Below are 19,478 nucleotides of genomic sequence, written 5' to 3'. Positions count from 1 at the left end.
GTGCATGGAAGCGAGAGTAAAAATGAAGGGCTTTTCGAAGATGGCGGTGTGGCTGACCTCGGCGCTTTTGCTCGTACAGCTTGCGGTTCCCGGCCCGCGAACGTTCGGTTCCGAGGCCGCCAAGCTCATCGTGTTCGACGACCGGTTGGAAGCGTCGTTCCATAACAACAGCTGGGCGGGCGTCAGCTTGGACGAGGAGGAGACGGTCTACGAGGGCAGCCGTTCGATCCGGTTCGAAGCGGGCGAAGGACAAGCCGTTTACCTGTACAAGGAACGCATCATGAACGCGAGCGAATACGAAGATTTCAGCTTTTGGCTGCGCGGAAGCGGCCAGGGAGGCCAGTCGTTCAAGCTGGTGTTCACGCTAGGCGGACAGGCTCTTGCGGAGTGGAACTCCGGCGATTTATTGCCTGGCGGCATCCCGACCGACGAATGGGTGAAGGTGACCGTTCCGCTTGGAGGCGGCAATCCGGGGTGGATGGACGGCATTCTCGTCTGGGGGGCGGGCCAGCAGGGACCACTGTTTATCGACGGCCTCGCCTTCAGCGGCAAAGCCGGGGGAGAAGCGCCCGGCGAAGAGCCTGGAGAACAACCGGGCGAGGAACCTGGAGGCGAGGAACCTGGGGGCGAGGAGCCTGGCAGCGAAGAGCCGGGCGGTCAAGAGCCGGGCGAGCCAGGGGATCCGATCGAGCCGGTGGCGGGTTTCTATTTATATGACGACAAGCTGGCAGATACGGTAACAAACAATAGCTGGGGACAGGTCAGCCTGACGGAAAGCTCGGTGAAACGTACGGGCACAAGCTCGATCCGGTTTACTCCGGACGGGGACGGAGCGCTGTACTTGTCCAGCACTCAGCTGCTGACGGTGAACGATTACGACAAGCTGAGATTGTGGGTGCACGGAGGCTCCGAAGGCGGACAGCAAGCGGAGCTGGCGCTGACGGCGGGAGGCGTGCCAGCCTTCGAGCAGCCGCTGGAATATTGGCTGCCGGAGGGCGTTCCCGCAGGAGAATGGGCCCTAATCGAGATGGACCTTGCCGATCTGGGGCTGGAGCACCGACTGTTCGACGGCATTCGTTTGACCGGTATGCTGCCGGGCAAGCAGGAGCCCCTCTATCTGGACGATATCTCGGTAACCTCCAGACAAGAAGCCCAAGCGGCCGTGCTCGAGCTTAGAATCGACCAGCCGCGCCTGGTGATGCTGCCGGGAGAGCGCCGCCAGGTACAGGCGGAGACGTTCCTGCAATCCGGGGACACTGCGATTGTAACCGGCGACACGGAATGGGAGGTTGACCGGCCGGAGCTTCTGTCCGTCGAGGACGGAGAGCTTGTGGCGCTGCAGCCGGGCATTGCGAAGATTACGGCAACCCACAACCGTTTTACGACAGAGGGGTTCGTGCAAATTACGAACGTGCGGGCGGAGACGGTGTACGAGGATGCTCTGACGGCGGGCTATCGCAACTACAGCTGGCATGAGAAGGACTTCGCCAACGAGGAGCAGGCAAGAAGCGGAGCCCGATCGATTAAGTTCGAGCCGGACGGCTGGGACGGCGTATGGATTTCCGGAGAGTCGAAAAGGCATGTGGAGGATTATTACGGCATCCGCTTCTGGCTTCATGGCGGCAGCGCCGGCGGACAGGAGCTTCTGTTCCATGTCTACGACGGCAATCAGTCGCTCGGGGCGATTCCCCTGAACGAGCTGCTCCCGAATGGATCGCTTCCGGCCGGACAATGGACCGAAGTGACGGTCGGCATGGCCGATTTGGGTCTGGACCTCGGATTTTTTGACGGCTTGATTTTGCAGGCCGGGACAGAGGACGATCAGGGAGCGGTCTATATCGACGACATCGCGCTGCTGGCCAACCCGAATGCGGGTCAGCTGCCGGAGCCGGAGCTTCCGCTCGTCACCGTGTCCGTCGACCAGACCTCGGAGCGAAAGCCGATCAGCAACGACATTTACGGCATCAACTACGACGAGGGCAATCCGACGACTTCAGACCTGCCATTCCCGGTCGAACGCTGGGGAGGCAATCAGACGACTCGCTACAACTGGCAATTAAACGCGGCGAATCGCGCGAACGATTGGTTCTTCATCAACTATCCGTATGACGGTCCGGATTGGGAGCCGTCGCACGGCTCATTGTCGGATCGGTTCATCGATCGGGTTCTCGGACGAGGGAACCAGGTGCTGATGACGATTCCGACGATCGGCTGGACGCCGAAGGACCGCACAGTCAGCTACGGATTCTCGCAGCAAAAATACGGCAGCCAGACGGAGTCGGCTTGGGAGCTCCGGGATGCCGGCAACGGCGTGCATGTCGGCGGCGAACTGGTAACGAACAACGATCCGTCGGACACCTCGGTTCGAGTAGGCACGGAATTCGCTGCGGACTGGGTTCGCCATATGGCTGAGAGATCGAACGGCCAAGTCCGTCTGTATGCGCTGGATAACGAGCCGGATCTGTGGCATGTGACGCACCGGGACGTTCATCCGGAAGCGCCGACGTATGACGAGCTGTGGAACAAGACGGTGGAGTACGGCACGGCGATTAAGCAAGCCGATCCTGACGCGAAGCTGTTGGGGCCCGTTTCTTGGGGATGGTGCGGCTACTTCTATTCCTCGGCCGATCTCTGTGCAGACGGTCCGGATCGCCAGGCTCACGGCGGAACGCCATTCCTGGAATGGTACCTGCAGCAGGTAAGGGACCATGAGCAGGAGACGGGGCTGCAGCTGATCGATTACTTGACGATCCATTACTACTCGCAGGAGCAAGGGGTTCCGTCGGAAAACGAGAGCCCGCAGGTGGCGAAGCGCCGCTTCCAGGCGCTGAAGTCGCTGTACGACGACCAGTTCGTCGATCAATCCTGGATCCGGGAGCCGATCCGGCTCATTCCGCGGATGAAGGATATCATCGAGCGCAATCGGCCGGGCCTGAAGCTGGCGATTACGGAGTACAACTTCGGCAACGGCGTCGGCGTAACGGCAGGACTGGCGCAGGCGGAAGCGCTCGCGATCTTCGGCAGAGAAGGCGTCGACCTGGCGACCCGCTTCGGCAATTTCCAGGCGGGAACGCCGATCGAGGACGCATTTAAGCTGTACCTGAACTATGACGGCCAAGGCTCAAGCATCGAGGGAAGCAGCGTTCGCACCGATTCTTCCCGGGCCGATGCGGTAGGCGCGTATACGATTGAAGGCAATGACGGCAAGACCTATGTGCTTCTGTTTAATAAGGACACGTTAAGCCGGGATATTCAGCTGGAGCTGGGGACAGGCTTTGACGCTGCGGAGGTCTATGCCTTCGACGCGGTCCGCCGGCTCGCCAAGACCGGCGATCTTGAGGCAAGCGCGAGCGGAACGGCAACGCTGAAGCTTCCGAAGCGCTCTGCGACGCTTCTTGTCGTGCAGTCGCCGAACTCATTCTGATCCATTCTGAAGGAGGAAAGACTATGGAGTTTAAGCAACGGCATAAGAGCAGCCTGTTTCGTTTGATCGCTCTCGCGATGGCTGTCTGCATGCTGAGCTCCGCATTTCTGGAGAGAGCCGCTTCGGCGGCTTCTTCTCCCGCCGATATTCGCGGGGGCTGGTCGGAGCGAGTCGTGCTGGAGTGGATGGACAAAGGCTGGTTAACCGGGTATCCGGACGGAACGGTCAGACCGAAGCTCGAAGTGACGAGAGCCGAATTTTTCTCGCTTGCCAACAAATCTCTCGGGTTTGTCGATGAAGCGGCGATCTCGTTCAGCGACGCAAAGCAGGGAAATTGGAAAACGAAGCAGGCCGCGATCGCGGTGCAGGCCGGATATGCCGAAGTCTATCCGGACGGGACGATACAGCCCGATCGCAAAATTACTCGCGAAGAGGTATCGGTTATGGTTGCGAAGGCGTTCGGCCTGAAGCTTAACCCCGGCGAAACGTCCGCATTCATCGATGCGGCATCGATCTCGAACGCCGGCAAGGGCGCAGTCGGCGCTTTGGTGGCGGCCGGAATCTTGAAGGGCTACCCGGACGGATCGTTCAGGCCGAAGAAGGTGATTACGCGGGAGGAAGCGGTCGTCATTCTGGACGGCGCGCTCAAGAAGCTGGAGCGGGGAAGCGACAAGGATCGAACGTTCTCCGCTGCCGGGACTTACGGTCCGGCAAGCGGTACGGAGAAAGTTGCAGGCAACGCGGTCGTCACGGCAAGCGGAGCGATCTTGCGAAATATGGAGATTCAGGGCGATCTTCTGCTCTCCGCCAGCATCGGCGAGGGCGAAGCCGTTCTGGACAACGTGAAGGTGAAGGGAACCGTTACCGTGAACGGCGGAGGTCCCAACTCGATTCACTTGAAGGACTCCGAGCTTGAGATCCTCCTGGTGGACAAGAAAAACGGCAACGTCCGCATCGTTGCGGCGGGAAGTACGCTCGTGAAGCGGGTGGACCTTCGTTCCGGCGCCAGGCTGGAGTCCGATGCCGACGAAGGCAAAGGCTACGAAGCCGTTCATCTGACGAAAGAAATGCCTGCCGGATCGAAGGCGATTCTGAAGGGCGAATTTGCGGAGACGAACGTAGCTTCGTCGAACGTCGAGATCGAGCTGGTCGAAGGGACGATCGGGAAGATGAGCGTCCTGCCCGGCGCTTCCGGGAATACGCTGAAGCTGGAAGACGATGCCCGAATTGGCGAGCTGACTCTGGAAGAGGAAACGACGGTGCAAGGACAAGGCGCGATCGACCGCGCGATTGTCGGCGATCGTGCGAAGGAGTCGAAGTTCGAGCGCGTACCCGGCAAGCTGGAAGGAGGCGGCGTTCCGGCTCCGTCGCCCGGAACCGGCGGCGGAGGAAACCAGGACACGACGCCTCCGGCCGCTCCAGTCGTGGATGGCGTTCGAGATCAAGGCATCTACTCGGGCCCGGTGACTCCGAATTGGAACGATGCTCCCGGCACGACCAGCACGGCGACCTTGACCAAGGACGGCTCCAATAAGATCAGCTATGCGAGGAATACCGAGATCGCCGAAGACGGCAGCTACATTCTGAGCGTTACGGCGAGGAAAGATTCCAACGGCGCGAGGGCTGTAACGACGATCCGGTTTACGATCGATTCCGCCATCGCAGTTCCGGCGCTGATAGAAGGCGTGGAAGAGGGCGGCACGTATGCGTCGGCGATTATTACGTGGAACGATGCGCCCGGTCATACAAGCACGGCGACTCTGGCCAAGGACGGAGCCGAAGCTGCCTCGTTCACGTACGGAACCGAGATTTCCGAGGACGGCGAGTACGCCCTCGAGGTGACGACCCGCAAGGACTCGAACGGTCGGACGGTTCGGCAGCAGATCGCTTTCACGATCGACTCCGTCCCCCCGGCAGCGAGAAGCATATCGGCGACAGGCAATCTGAGAAATACGCCGGCAGGAAACGCTTATTATAACATCAGACTGCAGTGGCCGAGTCAGGTCGGCACGACAAGCAGCGCGATGCTGGTGAAAGACGGAGCGACCGCCGTTCCTTACGTGATGGACAGCCTAATCGACCAGAATGGAGATTACGAGCTTACCGTTACATGGACGAAGCTGTCAAACGGATTGACGGCATCGACCACGAGGGAGTTCAAAGTGGACGTCGGCCCGGTTGGCCCGATCCTGTCGGGCTTCACGAACAACGGGATCTATTTCGAGCCGGTTACGATGTCCTGGGAACCGTACGAAGGAACGTCGATTGACTGGAATAGGCTGACGAATGCAGAGACGGGGGAAAGGTTCGACGACATCGCGAGCCCAACGACTGTTGAGCACGACGGAACCTACGAATTTACCGCAGGCATGAGGAACAGCAGCAACGAAATCAAAACATATGCCTATAAATTCGTCATCACCGGAATCAGAGGCGTAACTGCAGAGGGAGTCTATGGAAGCGCGATGCCGGATTGGGTGGAGCCGATCGGCTTCGACAACGGCTACAGCGAAGCGACGCTAAGCAAAGACGGCGGTCCTGCCGCGCCGTACACCAAGGGAACGGAGATCGTCGAGGATGGCGAGTATGTGTTGGCCGTAACCTGGCATACGTCGGACGATCATTCGGCATCGCAATCGGTTCGTTTCAACATCCATTCCGAGCAGCCTGAGGCCGTAACGGTTACGGGCGTAGAAAATGGAGGCACTTATGTATCCGTCACTCCGACATGGCAGGATGAGCCAGGGATGACAAGCACGGCGACTCTGGCCAAGGACGGAGGCGAAGCCGAAGCGTTCGCAAGCGGGGCCGAGATTTCCGAGGACGGCGAATACGTTCTCGAGGTGACGACTCGCAAGGACTCGAACGGACTGGCGGTTCGCCAGCGGATCGCGTTCACGATCGATTCCGCTCCTCCGGCTGAAGCGACAATTACGATCGATGGAAGTACCCGTGAGCTCGGCGGGGAATCGGTGTACTATTCCGCATCGCTGACCTGGACGGAGCCGACAGGCACGACCAGCACGGCTACCCTGCGGAAGGATGGCGCAGAGCCTGTCCAATACACGACGGGCACTCTCATCGATCAGGACGGGGACTATGAATTAATCGTGACGACAACGAAGCAGTCCAACGGTTTGACTTCAACGGCCGTGAAGGAGTTTAAAGTGAACGTCGGTCCGGCCCGTCCTGTCCTGTCGGGTTTCTCTGATAACGCGATCTTATTCGGCCCGATTGAAATGTCCTGGACGCCCCATGAAGGAACACAGATCGAAGGGGTCCGTCTGGTGCACAAGAACAAGGGAATAAACTACCTTAACCTTCGGAGCCCAATGACCCTTGAGGAAATAGGCGAGTTCGTGTTCTATGTGAACGTGAGGGAAGGCGAAGAGACACTCGAGTACGAATATAAATTCATGATTGCCGAGATCCGTGGCGTAGAAGAAGGGGAAGTCAGCGCAAGCGTGACGCCCGCTTGGTATGAGCCGCAATATTTCGGCGAAGTCGAAGCGGTGACGCTGACGAAAGATGGAGGTGCTCCAAGGCCGCACTTAAAGGGAGAAACGATTGACGAGCCTGGCGAATACGTCCTGACCGTCACCTGGCGCATTGACGGAGGCAATTCGACATCGCAATCGGTTCGCTTCACGATCGTTGAAGCCCCTCCGGCGCCTGATCTGTCGGGCTTCTCGGATAACGCGATCCTATTTGGCCCGGCTGAGATTGCATGGACGCCCCGTGAGGGAACGCAGATCGACCATACCACTCTGCGGAACAGGACAGTGAATTCGTTTAGGATTAACCCTACGAGCCCTATACTCCTGGATGAAGCGGCTGAATACGAGTTTAGCGTGATAGTGAGCCAAGACGGAGTGACGGGAAGGTACGACTATTCATTCATTCTTGCCGAGATCCGCGGTGTAGAAGAAGGGGGCGTATACGCAAGCGCAACGCCGGATTGGTTCGAGCCGCAATATTTTGGCGAAGCTGAAGCAGCGCTGGCGAAGGACGGCGGTTCGCCGCTTCCGTACGCTAAGGGAGAAATCATTAACGAGCCGGGCGAATACGTCCTGACGGTCACCTGGCGCACCGACGCAGGCAATTCTGAGTCGAAGTCGATTCGCTTCGCGATCGATTCCAGGCCTCCTGCGCCTCAACTGACGGGCTTCTCAGATATCCTATTTAAACCGGCAGAGATAGCATGGGCGCCCCGTGAGGGAACGCAGATCGAGTGGTCCGATCTGTGGCACAGGAACATTAATTCACATTACTCCTACCCTTCCAGCCCAACGACCATTGATGTCGCAGGAGAATATGTGCTCAGTTTTCGAGTGAGTGATGGCCAGGAAAGCACACGGTACGACTATCAATTCATCGTTGCCGAGATTCGCGGCATAGAAGAAGGAGGCGTATACACAACAGCGTCTGCCAGGTGGTACGAGCCGCAATATTTTGGCGAAGTTGAAGCAGTGCTGACGAAAGACGGCGGTTCTCCAAGACCGTATTTAAGAGGGGCAACGATTAACGAGGTTGGCGAATACGTTCTGACCGTCACCTGGCGCACCGACTCCGGCCATTCTGAATCGATGTCGATTCGATTCACAATCGTTCCTGTGCCTCCTGCTCCGCACTTGTCGGGCGTCTCGGATCACGCGATCTTATTTGCCCCGGCTGAGATTTCATGGGCGCCCAGCGAGGGAACACAGATCGCGAGCACCATCCTGTATCACAGGAACCGGAACTTTGTTATATCAAACCTATCCAACCCAACGACGATTCATGAAGCTGGCGAGTACGAGCTAACGGTTATAGTCAACCAAGACGGGGTAACAGGTGAGCACAAGTTCCCATTCATGCTTGTCGAGATTCGCGGCATTGAGGAAGGGGGCGTATACGCAAGCGCGACGCCTGAGTGGTATGAGCCGCAATATTTTGGCGAAGTCGAAGCAGCGCTGGCGAAGGACGGCGGCTCGCCGATACCGTACGCTAAGGGAGAAGCCATTAACGAGCCGGGCGAATACGTCCTGACGGTCACCTGGCGCACCGACGCAGGCAATTCTGAGTCGAAGTCGATCCGCTTCACGATCGTGGGGGAAGCTCCGGAAGCGCCGACGATTGACTTGAACGGAGAGCCCAACGGCAGCAACTACTATAGCGTCACGCCGAGTTGGACGGATGCGGAAGGCACGACAAGTACAGCGACTCTAACGAGAACCTGGGACGAAGAACCTCCTGTCACGTCCCCGTACGAGCGGGGAACACGAATTGAAGAGGAAGGCGATTACGTTCTGACCGTGACGACGACCCGGATATCGAACGGTCTAACGGCTGCGACGACGGTTCGCTTTACAGTAACCGATCAAGTGCCTTAAACGGGCAACTCCCGCATAAGCGGCTCAAGAAGCAACGAGAAAGCGGCTGCCCGCTCGTCAGGATTGACGGACGGGCAGCCGCTTTCTCGCGTCATGCAAGTCTGGTCTTCGTTATCAAGTCTAGAAGCCGCTAGCGGCTAAGCTTTTTCCATCTCGGTTCGTCGACGGTCTAGGGAATGGTTCAGTCGATAAACTCGACATGCTTGAGGAATCGCCTTAACATCACGACCGCCTGCGCTCTGGTCGTAGCCTCGGAAGGTGCGATCGCGTCGCCTGCAGTCCCGCGAATAATCCCTGCGGCTACGGATTGAGCGACTGCCGATTTGGCCCACGCGGATATATCGGCGCTGTCCTCAAACTTGTCCAGAACGATCGGAGCATATTCGGCGTCCGCTTCGGGGTAACCCAGGAACGTGAACGCATTGTTGAACATAACGGCCATCTGTTCTCTTGTCATCGGGGCGCCGGGCGCGAATTCATCCTTCGATATTCCGCTTACCAGCCCGGCCTCGACCCCCGCTTTAATGATCGGCGCGAACCAGTCTTCCTCGGAAACGTCTTCGAAGTCGGCGCTCCCCGTTCGTTCGATTTTCAATCCTAAAGCTCGAACCAGCAAGGCCGTAAATTCGGCTCTTGTGATCGGTCTGCCCGGCGCGAACTCCGTACCGGATACTCCGCTTGCAATCCGCTTGGAAGCCAGCAGCTCCACGTCGGCTTTCGCCCAGTGACCGTTAAGATCGGCAAATGACCTCAGGCCTGACGCCATGACGGCATAGATGCCGTTGTGCGGCGCTTTGATCGATATTTCCAGCCTGCCGTCCGCTCTTGTTGCGGTCACAGCCGGAACGAACGATAACGCCCGGGTTGCGGGGTCATACCGAACGGCGGTGAAGCGTCCTCCCGATATGCCCTCGTTCGGCACGATTGTCCGAATCGTGTACGTGCTGCCCAAATTGTAAACCTCCGCTGTTTGTCCGCCGGTCGAATCCGTCACTTTAGCATCTACCGCATCGCTGATCAGCTGAAGTCCGGCGTTGTTCGCGGCCTGCTGCAGCCGTCCCTTCTCTTGACCGGCTGCCTTGGCGATGACGACATTCACATGCGTCGTTTGCGGCTGCGGATTCAGCGCGTTCGCTTGGAGCTGGTAGCTGGAGCTGTTCAGCCTGATCTGAAAGACGGCGTTTGGATACTCGTCCTTCACTTTGGCGAGGGAGCCCCAGGGAAACTGCACCTGAACGGCCCTCCCGGAGTCGTCGATCACGACGGCGACGAACGATCGCTGCGCATCCCCAAGCAAATCCAGCACTTGTTCGACGAGTTCATCGGTCAATACGACATGCTCGATGCTTGTGCCGTCTTCGAGCGTGTCCTTGACGATAGATGAAGCATCAATCAGAACGGAGACGCCGCCGCTGGAATCGAGGGTCACTTGAGGTCCGGCGGGAGGTATTGGCCGTTCAGGCGCAGGTTCAGGGGCCGTCCCTCCACCAGAGCTGCCTGAAGGGCTGCGGATATTCGAAATCGCAATGTGGGCCACGGCTTCATTGCCCGCTTCGTCTTCGGCGTAAACCGAGTACGTTCCATTAGCGGTTGCCTGGAAGCTGTCTCCGATAAGCCATTGCCCGCCAGCTGCAAAGTAATCGGCCGTTCGCAGTCCGTGCGACCACTTCGTGACTGTAATATCGCTTCCCGTGCCGTCCGTCGCCGCCGTTACCGTCACCGGCCCGTTGGTCATGACCGTGCTCGCAGGCTGCTGCGATAACGTAATTTCCGGTCTTACGGAATCGATGATGATCCCGGTTATCGTCGCTGCCGGCAAATCGAGCGGAACGGAAACGGTCGTGGCAGCGGCATGGATTGCGGCGCCATCCGTCAATTGAATGCGCGTGCCGATGGCAATGTCGTTCGTATGGACAAGTCCTTCCTCCACGACATACGTAAAGATCAGCTTGTTCCGTTCGCCCGCAGGTTGCCCGGTGTAGGCGGCGTAGACCGTTACGGCGTCCGCTCCTTCTCCGATGACGACAGGAATTGTCGGGACGTTCACGACCTCGACGTCTCCTTCGTAGCTCACCGTAAAGGTCAGCGCATCGCCGATGCCGTAATACCCGGCGGGGGGAACGTCAAGGCCGGTCACCCCGGGAGCGGGAACGTCGATCGTCAGCACGTACGCGCCATCGGGCTTGCCGTTAACGCCCGTCGTTCTGATCCAGATCGCATGGCTTCCGGCCGTTACAGCGACTTGCGCCGAGGCCGACTCCGCATCGCCGATCGTCACTCTCGTATCTGAAACGGCGGGATTGGCGGTAATCGTGACGGTATCGATGTACCGGTCGGCCGACAGACGGTAAGAGCCTTGAGCAGAAGTGAATACAGCAGAGTTCCAGTTCAAAACGGCGTCTGTCGACGTGGCGCCTAAAGCTTGAAGCTTCACAGCTTCAAAATGGCGGTTGAACATCGGATACGTCGCTCCGTTCATGATGGCCCATGTTCCGGCGAAATCCCAGCCGCCATATGTAGCAGCGAGCTGCATGTCGGCAGTCGTCTTGCCTTCGCCGCCAGCTGAGATGGCAAGCCCGCCAATCTCGGCATCCCAATAGGAGCCGTTTACCGAGCCGCCGTCGTTTTCGCCGATCAGCCCTCCCGTATGATCCGCACTGCTTACAAGCCCTGCGGCATAGGTGTACGACACGTTTGCCGCTCCGTTGTTCAATCCGACTAATCCGCCGACATGTTCGTCACCGGCAACGCTGCCCTTCACGTAGGCGTTCGAGACGATGCCCGATTTGCTGCCGACGAGTCCGCCAACCCGGCTGCCTCCCGATACATTCGCGTCCTCCAGGCCAATATTGCGGATAGTACCCGAAGACGCCGCGAATAACCCGGCGTCGTCAGCGGCGCCGGTGACGGTCAAACCGCGGATGACGCGCCTGTTGCCCTCAAAAGTCCCCGTAAACGGCTGGTCGCCGTCTCCGATCGGGTTCCAGCTTACTCCTGTCAGATCGAGATCGTTCATCAGCTCGTAGTTGTCGTCTAACGCATAAGGAGCGTTTCCGATCGCCGCCAGCTGAGAAGCGGTTGTAATGCGGTGAGGGAAATCTGCTCCGTTTTCACGAATAATATGAAGCGTATAGACCGCTTCAAAAGGATGGGTTGCGGCTCCGGGCACGGCGACATCGGTAGAAGCCGTAATTTCGACTATGTTGATGCCCGGCACCAGTTCAATGACCCTCGAGTCGCCAACCTCGTTGCCAATCGATACGCTAACGCGGCTGCTGCTCGAATATACCGACACGGTTACGCTGTCCGCTTCGCTTGTTACCCGGCTTGAATACGTCGATGTATGAGCGGCAAAAGCCGGCTCGTAGGCAATTTCGCCATCGTCGATGGTCAATTCGTCCAGCTCAATTTGATTAAGCGTTGTGCGGTGCATCGGGAATGTCATGCCTTCCAGAATGACCCACCCGCCTTGCGCGAAGAAGGTGGGATCGAAACTGCCGGCGCTTTTCATTTGCGCTGTTGTTAACGGCGTCCCGCTCAAGGATGATTCGGTCAAACTGGAATTGAAATACGATAAAACTGTGTTCAAGTCTCCTTCCACAATGGCGACCAACCCTCCGACTTTGCCGGGGTCAAGGCTGGTTACTACGGCTGAAGCGTAAGAATTGAGAATCTGGCTGGGCCCTGATGGCCCTGATGAAGGCGAGACAGCGTGCCCGACCAGGCCGCCGACATAGTCCGCGCCTCTGACGGTTCCGGTGACATAGGAATTTGCGACGGTTGAACCATCAAGATAGCCGACCAGGCCGCCGACCTGACTGCTTGCTCCGTTGCCTGTAACGTCTACGTTAATCAGACCTACATTGCGGATTGTTCCATCTCGTACACTGCCGAACAATCCAACCGAAGCTAGCGTTTCGGCAATCCTCAAATGGGAAATCGTGTGCCCATTGCCGTTAAATGTGCCCGTAAATGGCGAGAAGGCGCCTATCGGAACCCAGCCGTCTCCGCCGTTGTATCCGGCTCCTCCGGGGCTCAAGTACTCAAGCAAATCGATATCGGCGCCAAGCGCATAATGAGCAGTCAGGTCGTTGCGCATCGCAGCTAATCCCTCGGCGTCGAAGATCATAATCGGGCAGTCGGCAGTCGTGCCGGGCGTTACGCCATCGCATGCGGATGCAAGCGCCCGCTTTTCCGGACCCCACGGCGCTGCTGTCCAGAGTAAGATCGCAACCATCAGCATAACCAACTGCTTACGATTAGGCAGCTTCATTTCAGTCCCCCCAATTAAACATAGAAAACTAGTTTAATATAACCATAATATGGGTCGAAAGACTACCCTCTTTTTGGAGGGATAGACCCTCGAAATGCGCCTGGACTCCCGCAACCTTTAAGCGAAGAGACCCTCCGGTACAACGATAATGCGGGTATTCAAAGCAAGCTGCCGGAGTTGGCTGGACAGCATGAACAGTAGAAAGGAACCGCCTAGCGGGGCGTAAGCTGCCGCTAGGCGGTTCCTTCGCTTTATTTGGCGCCGCCTCCGCTCGGAGGGCCGTTGTTCACGGCAGTCTTCTGAATGGAAGCCTCGGCTTGCTTGAAGTAGTGCGCGGCGCCGGTCTGGAATCCGTGGATGAAGTTGACGACGTCCTGGGACCAATCGCCTTTCTGTCCCATGTTGACCGGTTCGAAATACTTTTGCAGATAATCGTATTCCTTGTTCACCAATTTCAGCTTGATCGGAGTCCAGTTGTATTCCAGCTTGGCCAGATCCTTTCTGTCCAACATTCCGCTGAGCACCTCGCCCAATCCGTACGTGTAGGCTTTGGCCGCTCGAATGATTTGCTCGTAGTCGTCGAGCTTCAGCGCGAAGGAGCTCACGCTCCAGACGGAAGTGGTCACGCCCAGGAACGCTCCCGTCATGAAGACCTGGTAGTCCTCGCCTGTCGGAGAGACGCGCTCCGCCGACACCAGATACTCCGCGAACCCGCCGTGCTCGCCCGTGTCCGTGACGGAGATCGTCTCGAAGGTGTCCGGATCGATCTCCAGCCAAGCCCAGCGGCTCTCGCCGCGAATGCTCGTCGGTCGACTCGGAATCAGCATGGCGGCGGAAGAGGCTTTGGCCCGTTCGATGATCGAGCTCGGAAGCCCGTATTCCTCCATCACCTTCAGATCTTCGTTCCGACTGTTCTTAAGGCTCAGGAACAGCATCGTATCGTCCGGGCTGTTCATCCAGACGTCCATGAAATCCGTCTTGTCACCCGGCAGCGCGACGCCCTCGAGCCTGGATGCGAACAGGCCGTTCATGATATGAAAGCTCCGGACGGCTTCCTCCGATCCCCGGTGAATCCGATTGGCGATCTGCTGCAGATCGACGCTTGTTCTGAGCGCCGGCTGCGCCTGGTCGTTCCTGACGGTTACGAAGATGACCCGTTCCTTGTCGACGCGTCCCGCAGTGACGTCCAGCTGCTCGGCGAGCTCGTTTTCGTAGGCGGTCTGATTGGCGATAATCCGGTACAAAATGCTCCGGGTATACCAGACGAGCGCAGAATGATCGTCCGGCTTCGCCGCCGCCTTGTGAACCCGGTCGGCCGCCTGCTGCAGCTCTTCCGCCGCTTCGGCGGACAGATCGGGAAGATTGACCGCAACCGTATGGAAGACGTCGGCGATCCCTTCTCCGTCCTTCAGCCGGGTTTCATGCGTCAGCTTCTTGTTCGGCAGTTGAACTTCGATGCGCGCGCCGACGATCTTCTGCTCATTGGCGTCGATCAGACGCTTGCCGACGATCTGCATCGTCTGGCTTTCCAGCACGGCCGTATACTTGCCTTCCGAGCCGCCTGCGCGGATATCCACCGGCTCCCGGCTTAACTGCTCGAGGTCCAGCGCGGCTTCCAGAACGCGAACCTCCTCGATCAACGGCCCCTCGTCGCCTCCGCCTCCGCCGAGAGCGCCTCCGATGTCTCCGGTAATGCCGCCCACTCCCCGGTCCTCTTTGGCTTCGGCTATGAAATAGACGCTGATCGTGCTTTGCGCGGACGTCATCCGTCTGCTCTCCTGACCGCCGGGGAAGAAGACCAGTCCGTCCAGCTCCGACAAATCCTTCATGAACGGAACGACGAATATTTTCGTTTTGCCTTGCTCGTCGAAGTAGGTCCATGCGGGCAGATGCTTCAGAGTGACCGAATCAACGGCTCCGAGCTCCTCGAGCGCTTTCCTGCCGCGATCGGTGACCTGCACCATTCGCAGCGACGGGCTGTAACCGAGTCTGGAAAGCAGACCGCCGGTCAGGTTGGCCAAGTCGCCCTCCGTTCCCCAGCCTTGGGCCAGCACGGCTTCCGGTGAATACCGGTAAGTCGAATACGGGTCCGCAGAGGGCAGCCACCGTAGTTCGTCCACGAGCGCTTGGAAATCGGATTCCGTCTGGACCGAATCCAGCTGCATCATGCCGCGAACAGCGGGCAAGGGAGCCGGGACGCTCTCCTGGCGGCCTTGGCCGGCGTCGAAGTCGGCTGTTCGTGCGGCCCCGGCCGGCGACTTGGCGGCCTCCAGCGTGCGGTGGCGGCTAATCGCCTCCGCCAGCGCCACCTGGAGCTCGAGGTCGAATTTCTCGTCCAGAGGCGGCTCCACCCTCTTGACGAGCAGCCCTTCCTGCTTATAGGCATCGCTGCCGACAGGAAGGTTCAAGCCGGAGAACAAGTCGGATTGCAGCGTCCAGCTCAGATCCGCTTGATTGTGGGGGATCGAGAACACGAGCAAACCTCGTCGCGAAGCGCCGTCGAATACGGCCCAATCCTTACCGACGCCCAGGAGCAGCTCGTCGGTGATCGGGTCCGCCCGCAGGTCCGTTGCCTCTCGTCCTGCCGGCGCCTGAAACGGCGCAAGCTTAAACGTCTCGCGGAAGCCGGACGATCCGAAGCCGTCGCGCTCGTCGTCCACCGTCACGTCGACCACTACGAAGTTGCCGTTGCTGGACTCGATGTCGCGAACGCGGGACAGCGAGTTGACGGTCAGCGACACGCCTTTGCCCGGGATCGCCGCTGCGTCCGTCGCTTTCTTTTCCCCTGTCGTTCCGCCGCTCACCGGCAGCACCGTCGCTCCTCCGAACAGATCGACGTACAGGTCCGTCGGCATGGCCTCCAGCGCATTCGGCGTCTGGAAGGCCAGGCGGACTTTGTTGGAGGAGCCGGGGCCGAACGTCACGGGGCGCAGCAGGCCGTAAGGCAGCAGAGCGGTCGCCGTATGAACGGGAACGAGGAAAGGCCCTTCTGCGGTTTTGAAGTTCAAATAAAACCGTTCCTGCGGATTCAGCTTCAGATCGGCCTGAACGAGCGACTTCAATTCGGCTTCCACGATTTTGAATACGCTCGTTTTGCGGGTGAGCGCGACTTTCTCGATCCGGGTCGCGTCGCCGACCGCCTTCAGGTTCAGCTCGAACGTATCCGAGAGCTTGCCCGTGGCGCTTTTCGGCATGTTGGCCAGAACGGCGGGATCCTCCTTCGGGAGAGGGCCGACGAGGGCGAGCGAGATATGTCCGTGTTCCGCGTCGTAGTAATGGACGGAAGCCCGTTCAAGCTCCTCGTCGGGGACGATAAACACAAGCATGCCTTTGACGGTGTCGCCTCGCTTGACCGTGATATCTCCCTGCCCGGGAGGGGCCAGCGGCTGCTCTGTCAGCCAGGTGGCCGTCGAAGCCGGATAGGTGCCCGCGCCGTTGACGTTCATGAAGAAATGAGAGGCGAAGTCCGGAATCAAATAAGAGGCTCCGCCCGGATGCGCGTTCGTTAGCTCCATTTCAATAGCGGCAAAGCTGCGGTTCGCGGGCGCGTCCACGCCTTTCAGCTTTTTCAGGAAGAGGAGCTCGCGCGCCGTCCATTCGACCGCCTTGTTTTTCCCCTGGCTGTTCAGCGGAACGCGTTTGTAGATTTTGACCTCCTCGCTGGGCAGATCGCGTCCATAGACAAGCGATGCCGTCGCCTGCTCGTATTGCGCGATCCTTTTGCCCGTCTCGACGCCGATCGTCTGAAACTCGACCTTGTCGCCCGCGTCGAACAGGACGGGGAAATCGACCAGGCGGTCGTCCGAATAGATTCGGGCAGAACCGTCGTTCGATTCGCTGCGGACGGCGAGCGTCAGCGGGATTTGCTCGGAAGGGCGCTTCTGAACTTCGGCAAGCGCTTCTTGGAACGCCTGCGCCAACACGGCCGGTTCTTCGGAGATGACGTACTTGCCTCCCGATTTCTCCGCCGCCCACCGGAACGCTTCCTCGCTTTCGTTCGTTCCGAGGCCCACCCACAGCACCTGGATGCCTTCCTCTTTAATGCCGTTCAGCATTTCACCGAAAAAGGCCTTTTTGCTTTCCTCGACATCCAGCGCCGCATCGGTCACATAGACGATGACGCGCTTTTCGGAAGGGATCTGCTTTAACGAATGGTAGGTCTCGTAGACGGAATTCAAAATCTCGGTTCCTCCGACCGCCTTCAGATGGCCCAGCGCCTGCAGCAGCTCGGATTTGCGCGAGGTGAACACCTGGTCGAACTTCAGCTCCGCGGAGAAGCTGAGCAGCTGCATCAGGCTGTTCTCCGGAAGCTGACCGATAAAGTCGTGGAACAGATGCTTCACTTTGTCGATCCGGTAAGCGCCGTTGCCCGAAGCGGGATCGACGTCCATCGAGCCGCTCACGTCCAGCGTCATGGCGACGACCGGAACGTCGGACGGCGACTGCTCCTTCGGCCGCTCGTAGGTGAGCTCGAACCGGTTGCCCAGCCTGTCGTTAATCGCGGCGAACACATGGTTCAGCGCGGCTGCGTCCTGAGCGGAATAGTAGGTGCCCTCCGACATCGCCGCCAGCTCCAGCAGCGTCGAGTTGTCATGATCCGGACCGAAGCCGATCGAGTAGATCGGAATGCCGGACCCGACGACGGCCTGCTCGACTTCGCTCTTGCTCGCCTTGCTGCCGGTTCCGGCCTTCTCGGCGTTGCTGTCCACGCCGTCGGTGAACACGACGAGCGTCGGCCGCTGCTTTCCCTTCAGTAGGCTTAGCCCCTCGACGACCGAGTCGTACAGCTTCGTGTTTCCTTTCGCCTTGATCTGATCGAGATTCGCCAGAACTTCCTTCTTGCTCTCGCCCTTCAGCACCCGGATTTCGGAATCGAAGTCGATCACCTGAATATGGGCGTTGTCCGGAAGTCCCTGAATGAAGGTCCGGGCCGAGTCCAGCACCTGCTTCATCGATTTCGACATGGAGCCGGAGGAATCGAGGGCGAGGACGACGCTCGGCGGCGTCGCAACCCGGTTGAGCCGGACCGGGTTTCCGGTCCGTCCGCCTTCCACAATCTCGATGTCCTTCATCTCGGGCGTGAACTTGGGATTCTGGGAGTCGAGCAGCATAAAGGTGACGCGAGCCTGATCGCCCTGCAGGGAGGCTTCCTCGATCTTCAGCTTGCTCTCTTCGCCGCTGGAGTCGCCAATCCCGTCGTTCCGGTACGCGCCCTGCAGCAGCGGCTTGATCTCGAGCTCCGTCATTTCGCCCGTGCTGACGGGAACCAGTCTCGTATTCAGAGGAGTTCGATTCTCCGGTTGGACGACGACGTTCCAGAAGCCGGAGGGAAGCCAGAACAGCGTATCACCTTCCGGCGTCCTGTCGCCCTTCAGATGGAGCTCCGGATGCGTCAGCGTGACGCCGGGGGGCGCTTCGACCGTGACGAGACCCAGCGCGTCTCCTCGAACCTTGAGCGCGCCCAGCCGTTCTCCGTCCCGGACCGGTCGGATCGCTTCTCCTTCGTCAAGCGTGAGGACGATTTCCTTCGGATCGGTGTCCGGGCTCCAGGTCAGCTTCCACAGCAGAGGCGCGGACGTATCCTGCGGGATATCGTTCAGCGTATAGCGATTCGTCTTGTAGGCGTACAGCTCCTGATTGTAGGACAGATCTCTGCGGTACTGGCCTTGCGAATAGAAGCCTTTGCCCGACAGGCGAATCTGCCCATCTGCCAGATCGACTTGAAGACTCTGGTACCTATGCCGCTCGTTGTCGGTCATAAAGTAGATTTCCCGGTTCGGGTAAGCGGACGTCCGGAACGATACGGATTGGTTCTGCGGCAGTCGAAGCTCCTTGTACACCTTCAACAGATAGCCTTCGCCGCTTTTCGTCGCGACTCCCCACCAGACGTTCCCCTCCGGATCGTCCGCTCGCAGCACCCAGTTGTCTTCGGAGGCGCCCATATAGAACTGTCCGCCGAGCTCGGATACGTACAGGCTCAGATCCTCCCAGGGATCGGCGGCGGAGTCTTTCCACTGCACCTGCAGCTGCCATAGATCGCCTCCGGTAGGCCGGGACGTTTCCATGTTCTCTTCATTGACGTATTTCAATTCCTGAACTTGATTGGGGGTGTACTCGGCGGACTGGTAGTTGCCCTGGGAGCCGAACGGATTCAAGTAAGGGACGGGGATGTCCCACTTGCCGATCGGATAGCTTTTTCTGCGGGGCAGGTTTTTGACGGTCTTGGCGTTCTCGGCGTTCTCGGGTCCACCCGAAGCGATCGAATCGGCGGTTCCGCCGCGCGGGCCGCCGCCGCTGCTCCATACGGCAATAGCGCCGAACGCCAAGAGGCCGCCGACAACAAGGAGCAGGGCGATCTTGGCGTTCTTGTTCTTGAGCCAGCTTTTCATGAAATGGTGTTCCTCCGTTC

The 19,478-nt window shown here is 59.0% G+C and carries 4 protein-coding genes; 2 read left to right on the top strand and 2 right to left on the bottom strand.

Translation table 11 applies throughout. From position 1 onward, the window contains the following. Nucleotides 1-4 precede the first annotated feature (4 nt). Both ACFO3S_RS04110 and ACFO3S_RS04105 read left to right on the top strand, forming a co-directional pair. Nucleotides 5-3,424, top strand: a complete 3,420-nt coding sequence (locus ACFO3S_RS04110) for a glycoside hydrolase family 44 protein (protein WP_378092567.1) — start codon at nucleotides 5-7, stop codon at nucleotides 3,422-3,424. Between the two features lie 23 nt (nucleotides 3,425-3,447). Continuing rightward, nucleotides 3,448-8,796, top strand: a complete 5,349-nt coding sequence (locus tag ACFO3S_RS04105; RefSeq protein ID WP_378092565.1) for an S-layer homology domain-containing protein — start codon at nucleotides 3,448-3,450, stop codon at nucleotides 8,794-8,796. Between the two features lie 181 nt (nucleotides 8,797-8,977). On the opposite strand, the gene ACFO3S_RS04100 is transcribed toward ACFO3S_RS04105, so the two are convergent. Then, nucleotides 8,978-13,069 carry an S-layer homology domain-containing protein gene (locus ACFO3S_RS04100; RefSeq protein ID WP_378092562.1) on the bottom strand — a complete coding sequence of 1,364 codons (4,092 nt, stop codon included), beginning with the start codon at nucleotides 13,067-13,069 and terminating at the stop codon, nucleotides 8,978-8,980. A gap of 251 nt (nucleotides 13,070-13,320) precedes the next feature. Continuing rightward, on the bottom strand, nucleotides 13,321-19,458 hold the full coding sequence (locus ACFO3S_RS04095) for a VWA domain-containing protein (RefSeq protein WP_378092560.1): 6,138 nt from the start codon (nucleotides 19,456-19,458) through the stop codon (nucleotides 13,321-13,323). Between the last annotated feature and the right edge of the window lie 20 nt (nucleotides 19,459-19,478).

The sequence above is a fragment of the Cohnella hongkongensis genome, assembly GCF_042654645.1.
Classification (GTDB): Bacteria; Bacillota; Bacilli; order Paenibacillales; family Paenibacillaceae; genus Cohnella; species Cohnella hongkongensis.
Note: the sequence above shows the minus strand (reverse complement) of the source record. Positions and strands in the feature narration are given on the sequence as shown.

Excerpts from the sequence above, each read along its gene's own strand:
- ACFO3S_RS04110 (WP_378092567.1), top strand. The coding sequence starts at position 5 with ATGGAAGCGAGAGTAAAAATGAAGGGCTTTTCGAAGATGGCGGTGTGG.
- ACFO3S_RS04105 (WP_378092565.1), top strand. The coding sequence starts at position 3,448 with ATGGAGTTTAAGCAACGGCATAAGAGCAGCCTGTTTCGTTTGATCGCT.
- ACFO3S_RS04100 (WP_378092562.1), bottom strand. The coding sequence starts at position 13,069 with ATGAAGCTGCCTAATCGTAAGCAGTTGGTTATGCTGATGGTTGCGATC.
- ACFO3S_RS04095 (WP_378092560.1), bottom strand. The coding sequence starts at position 19,458 with ATGAAAAGCTGGCTCAAGAACAAGAACGCCAAGATCGCCCTGCTCCTT.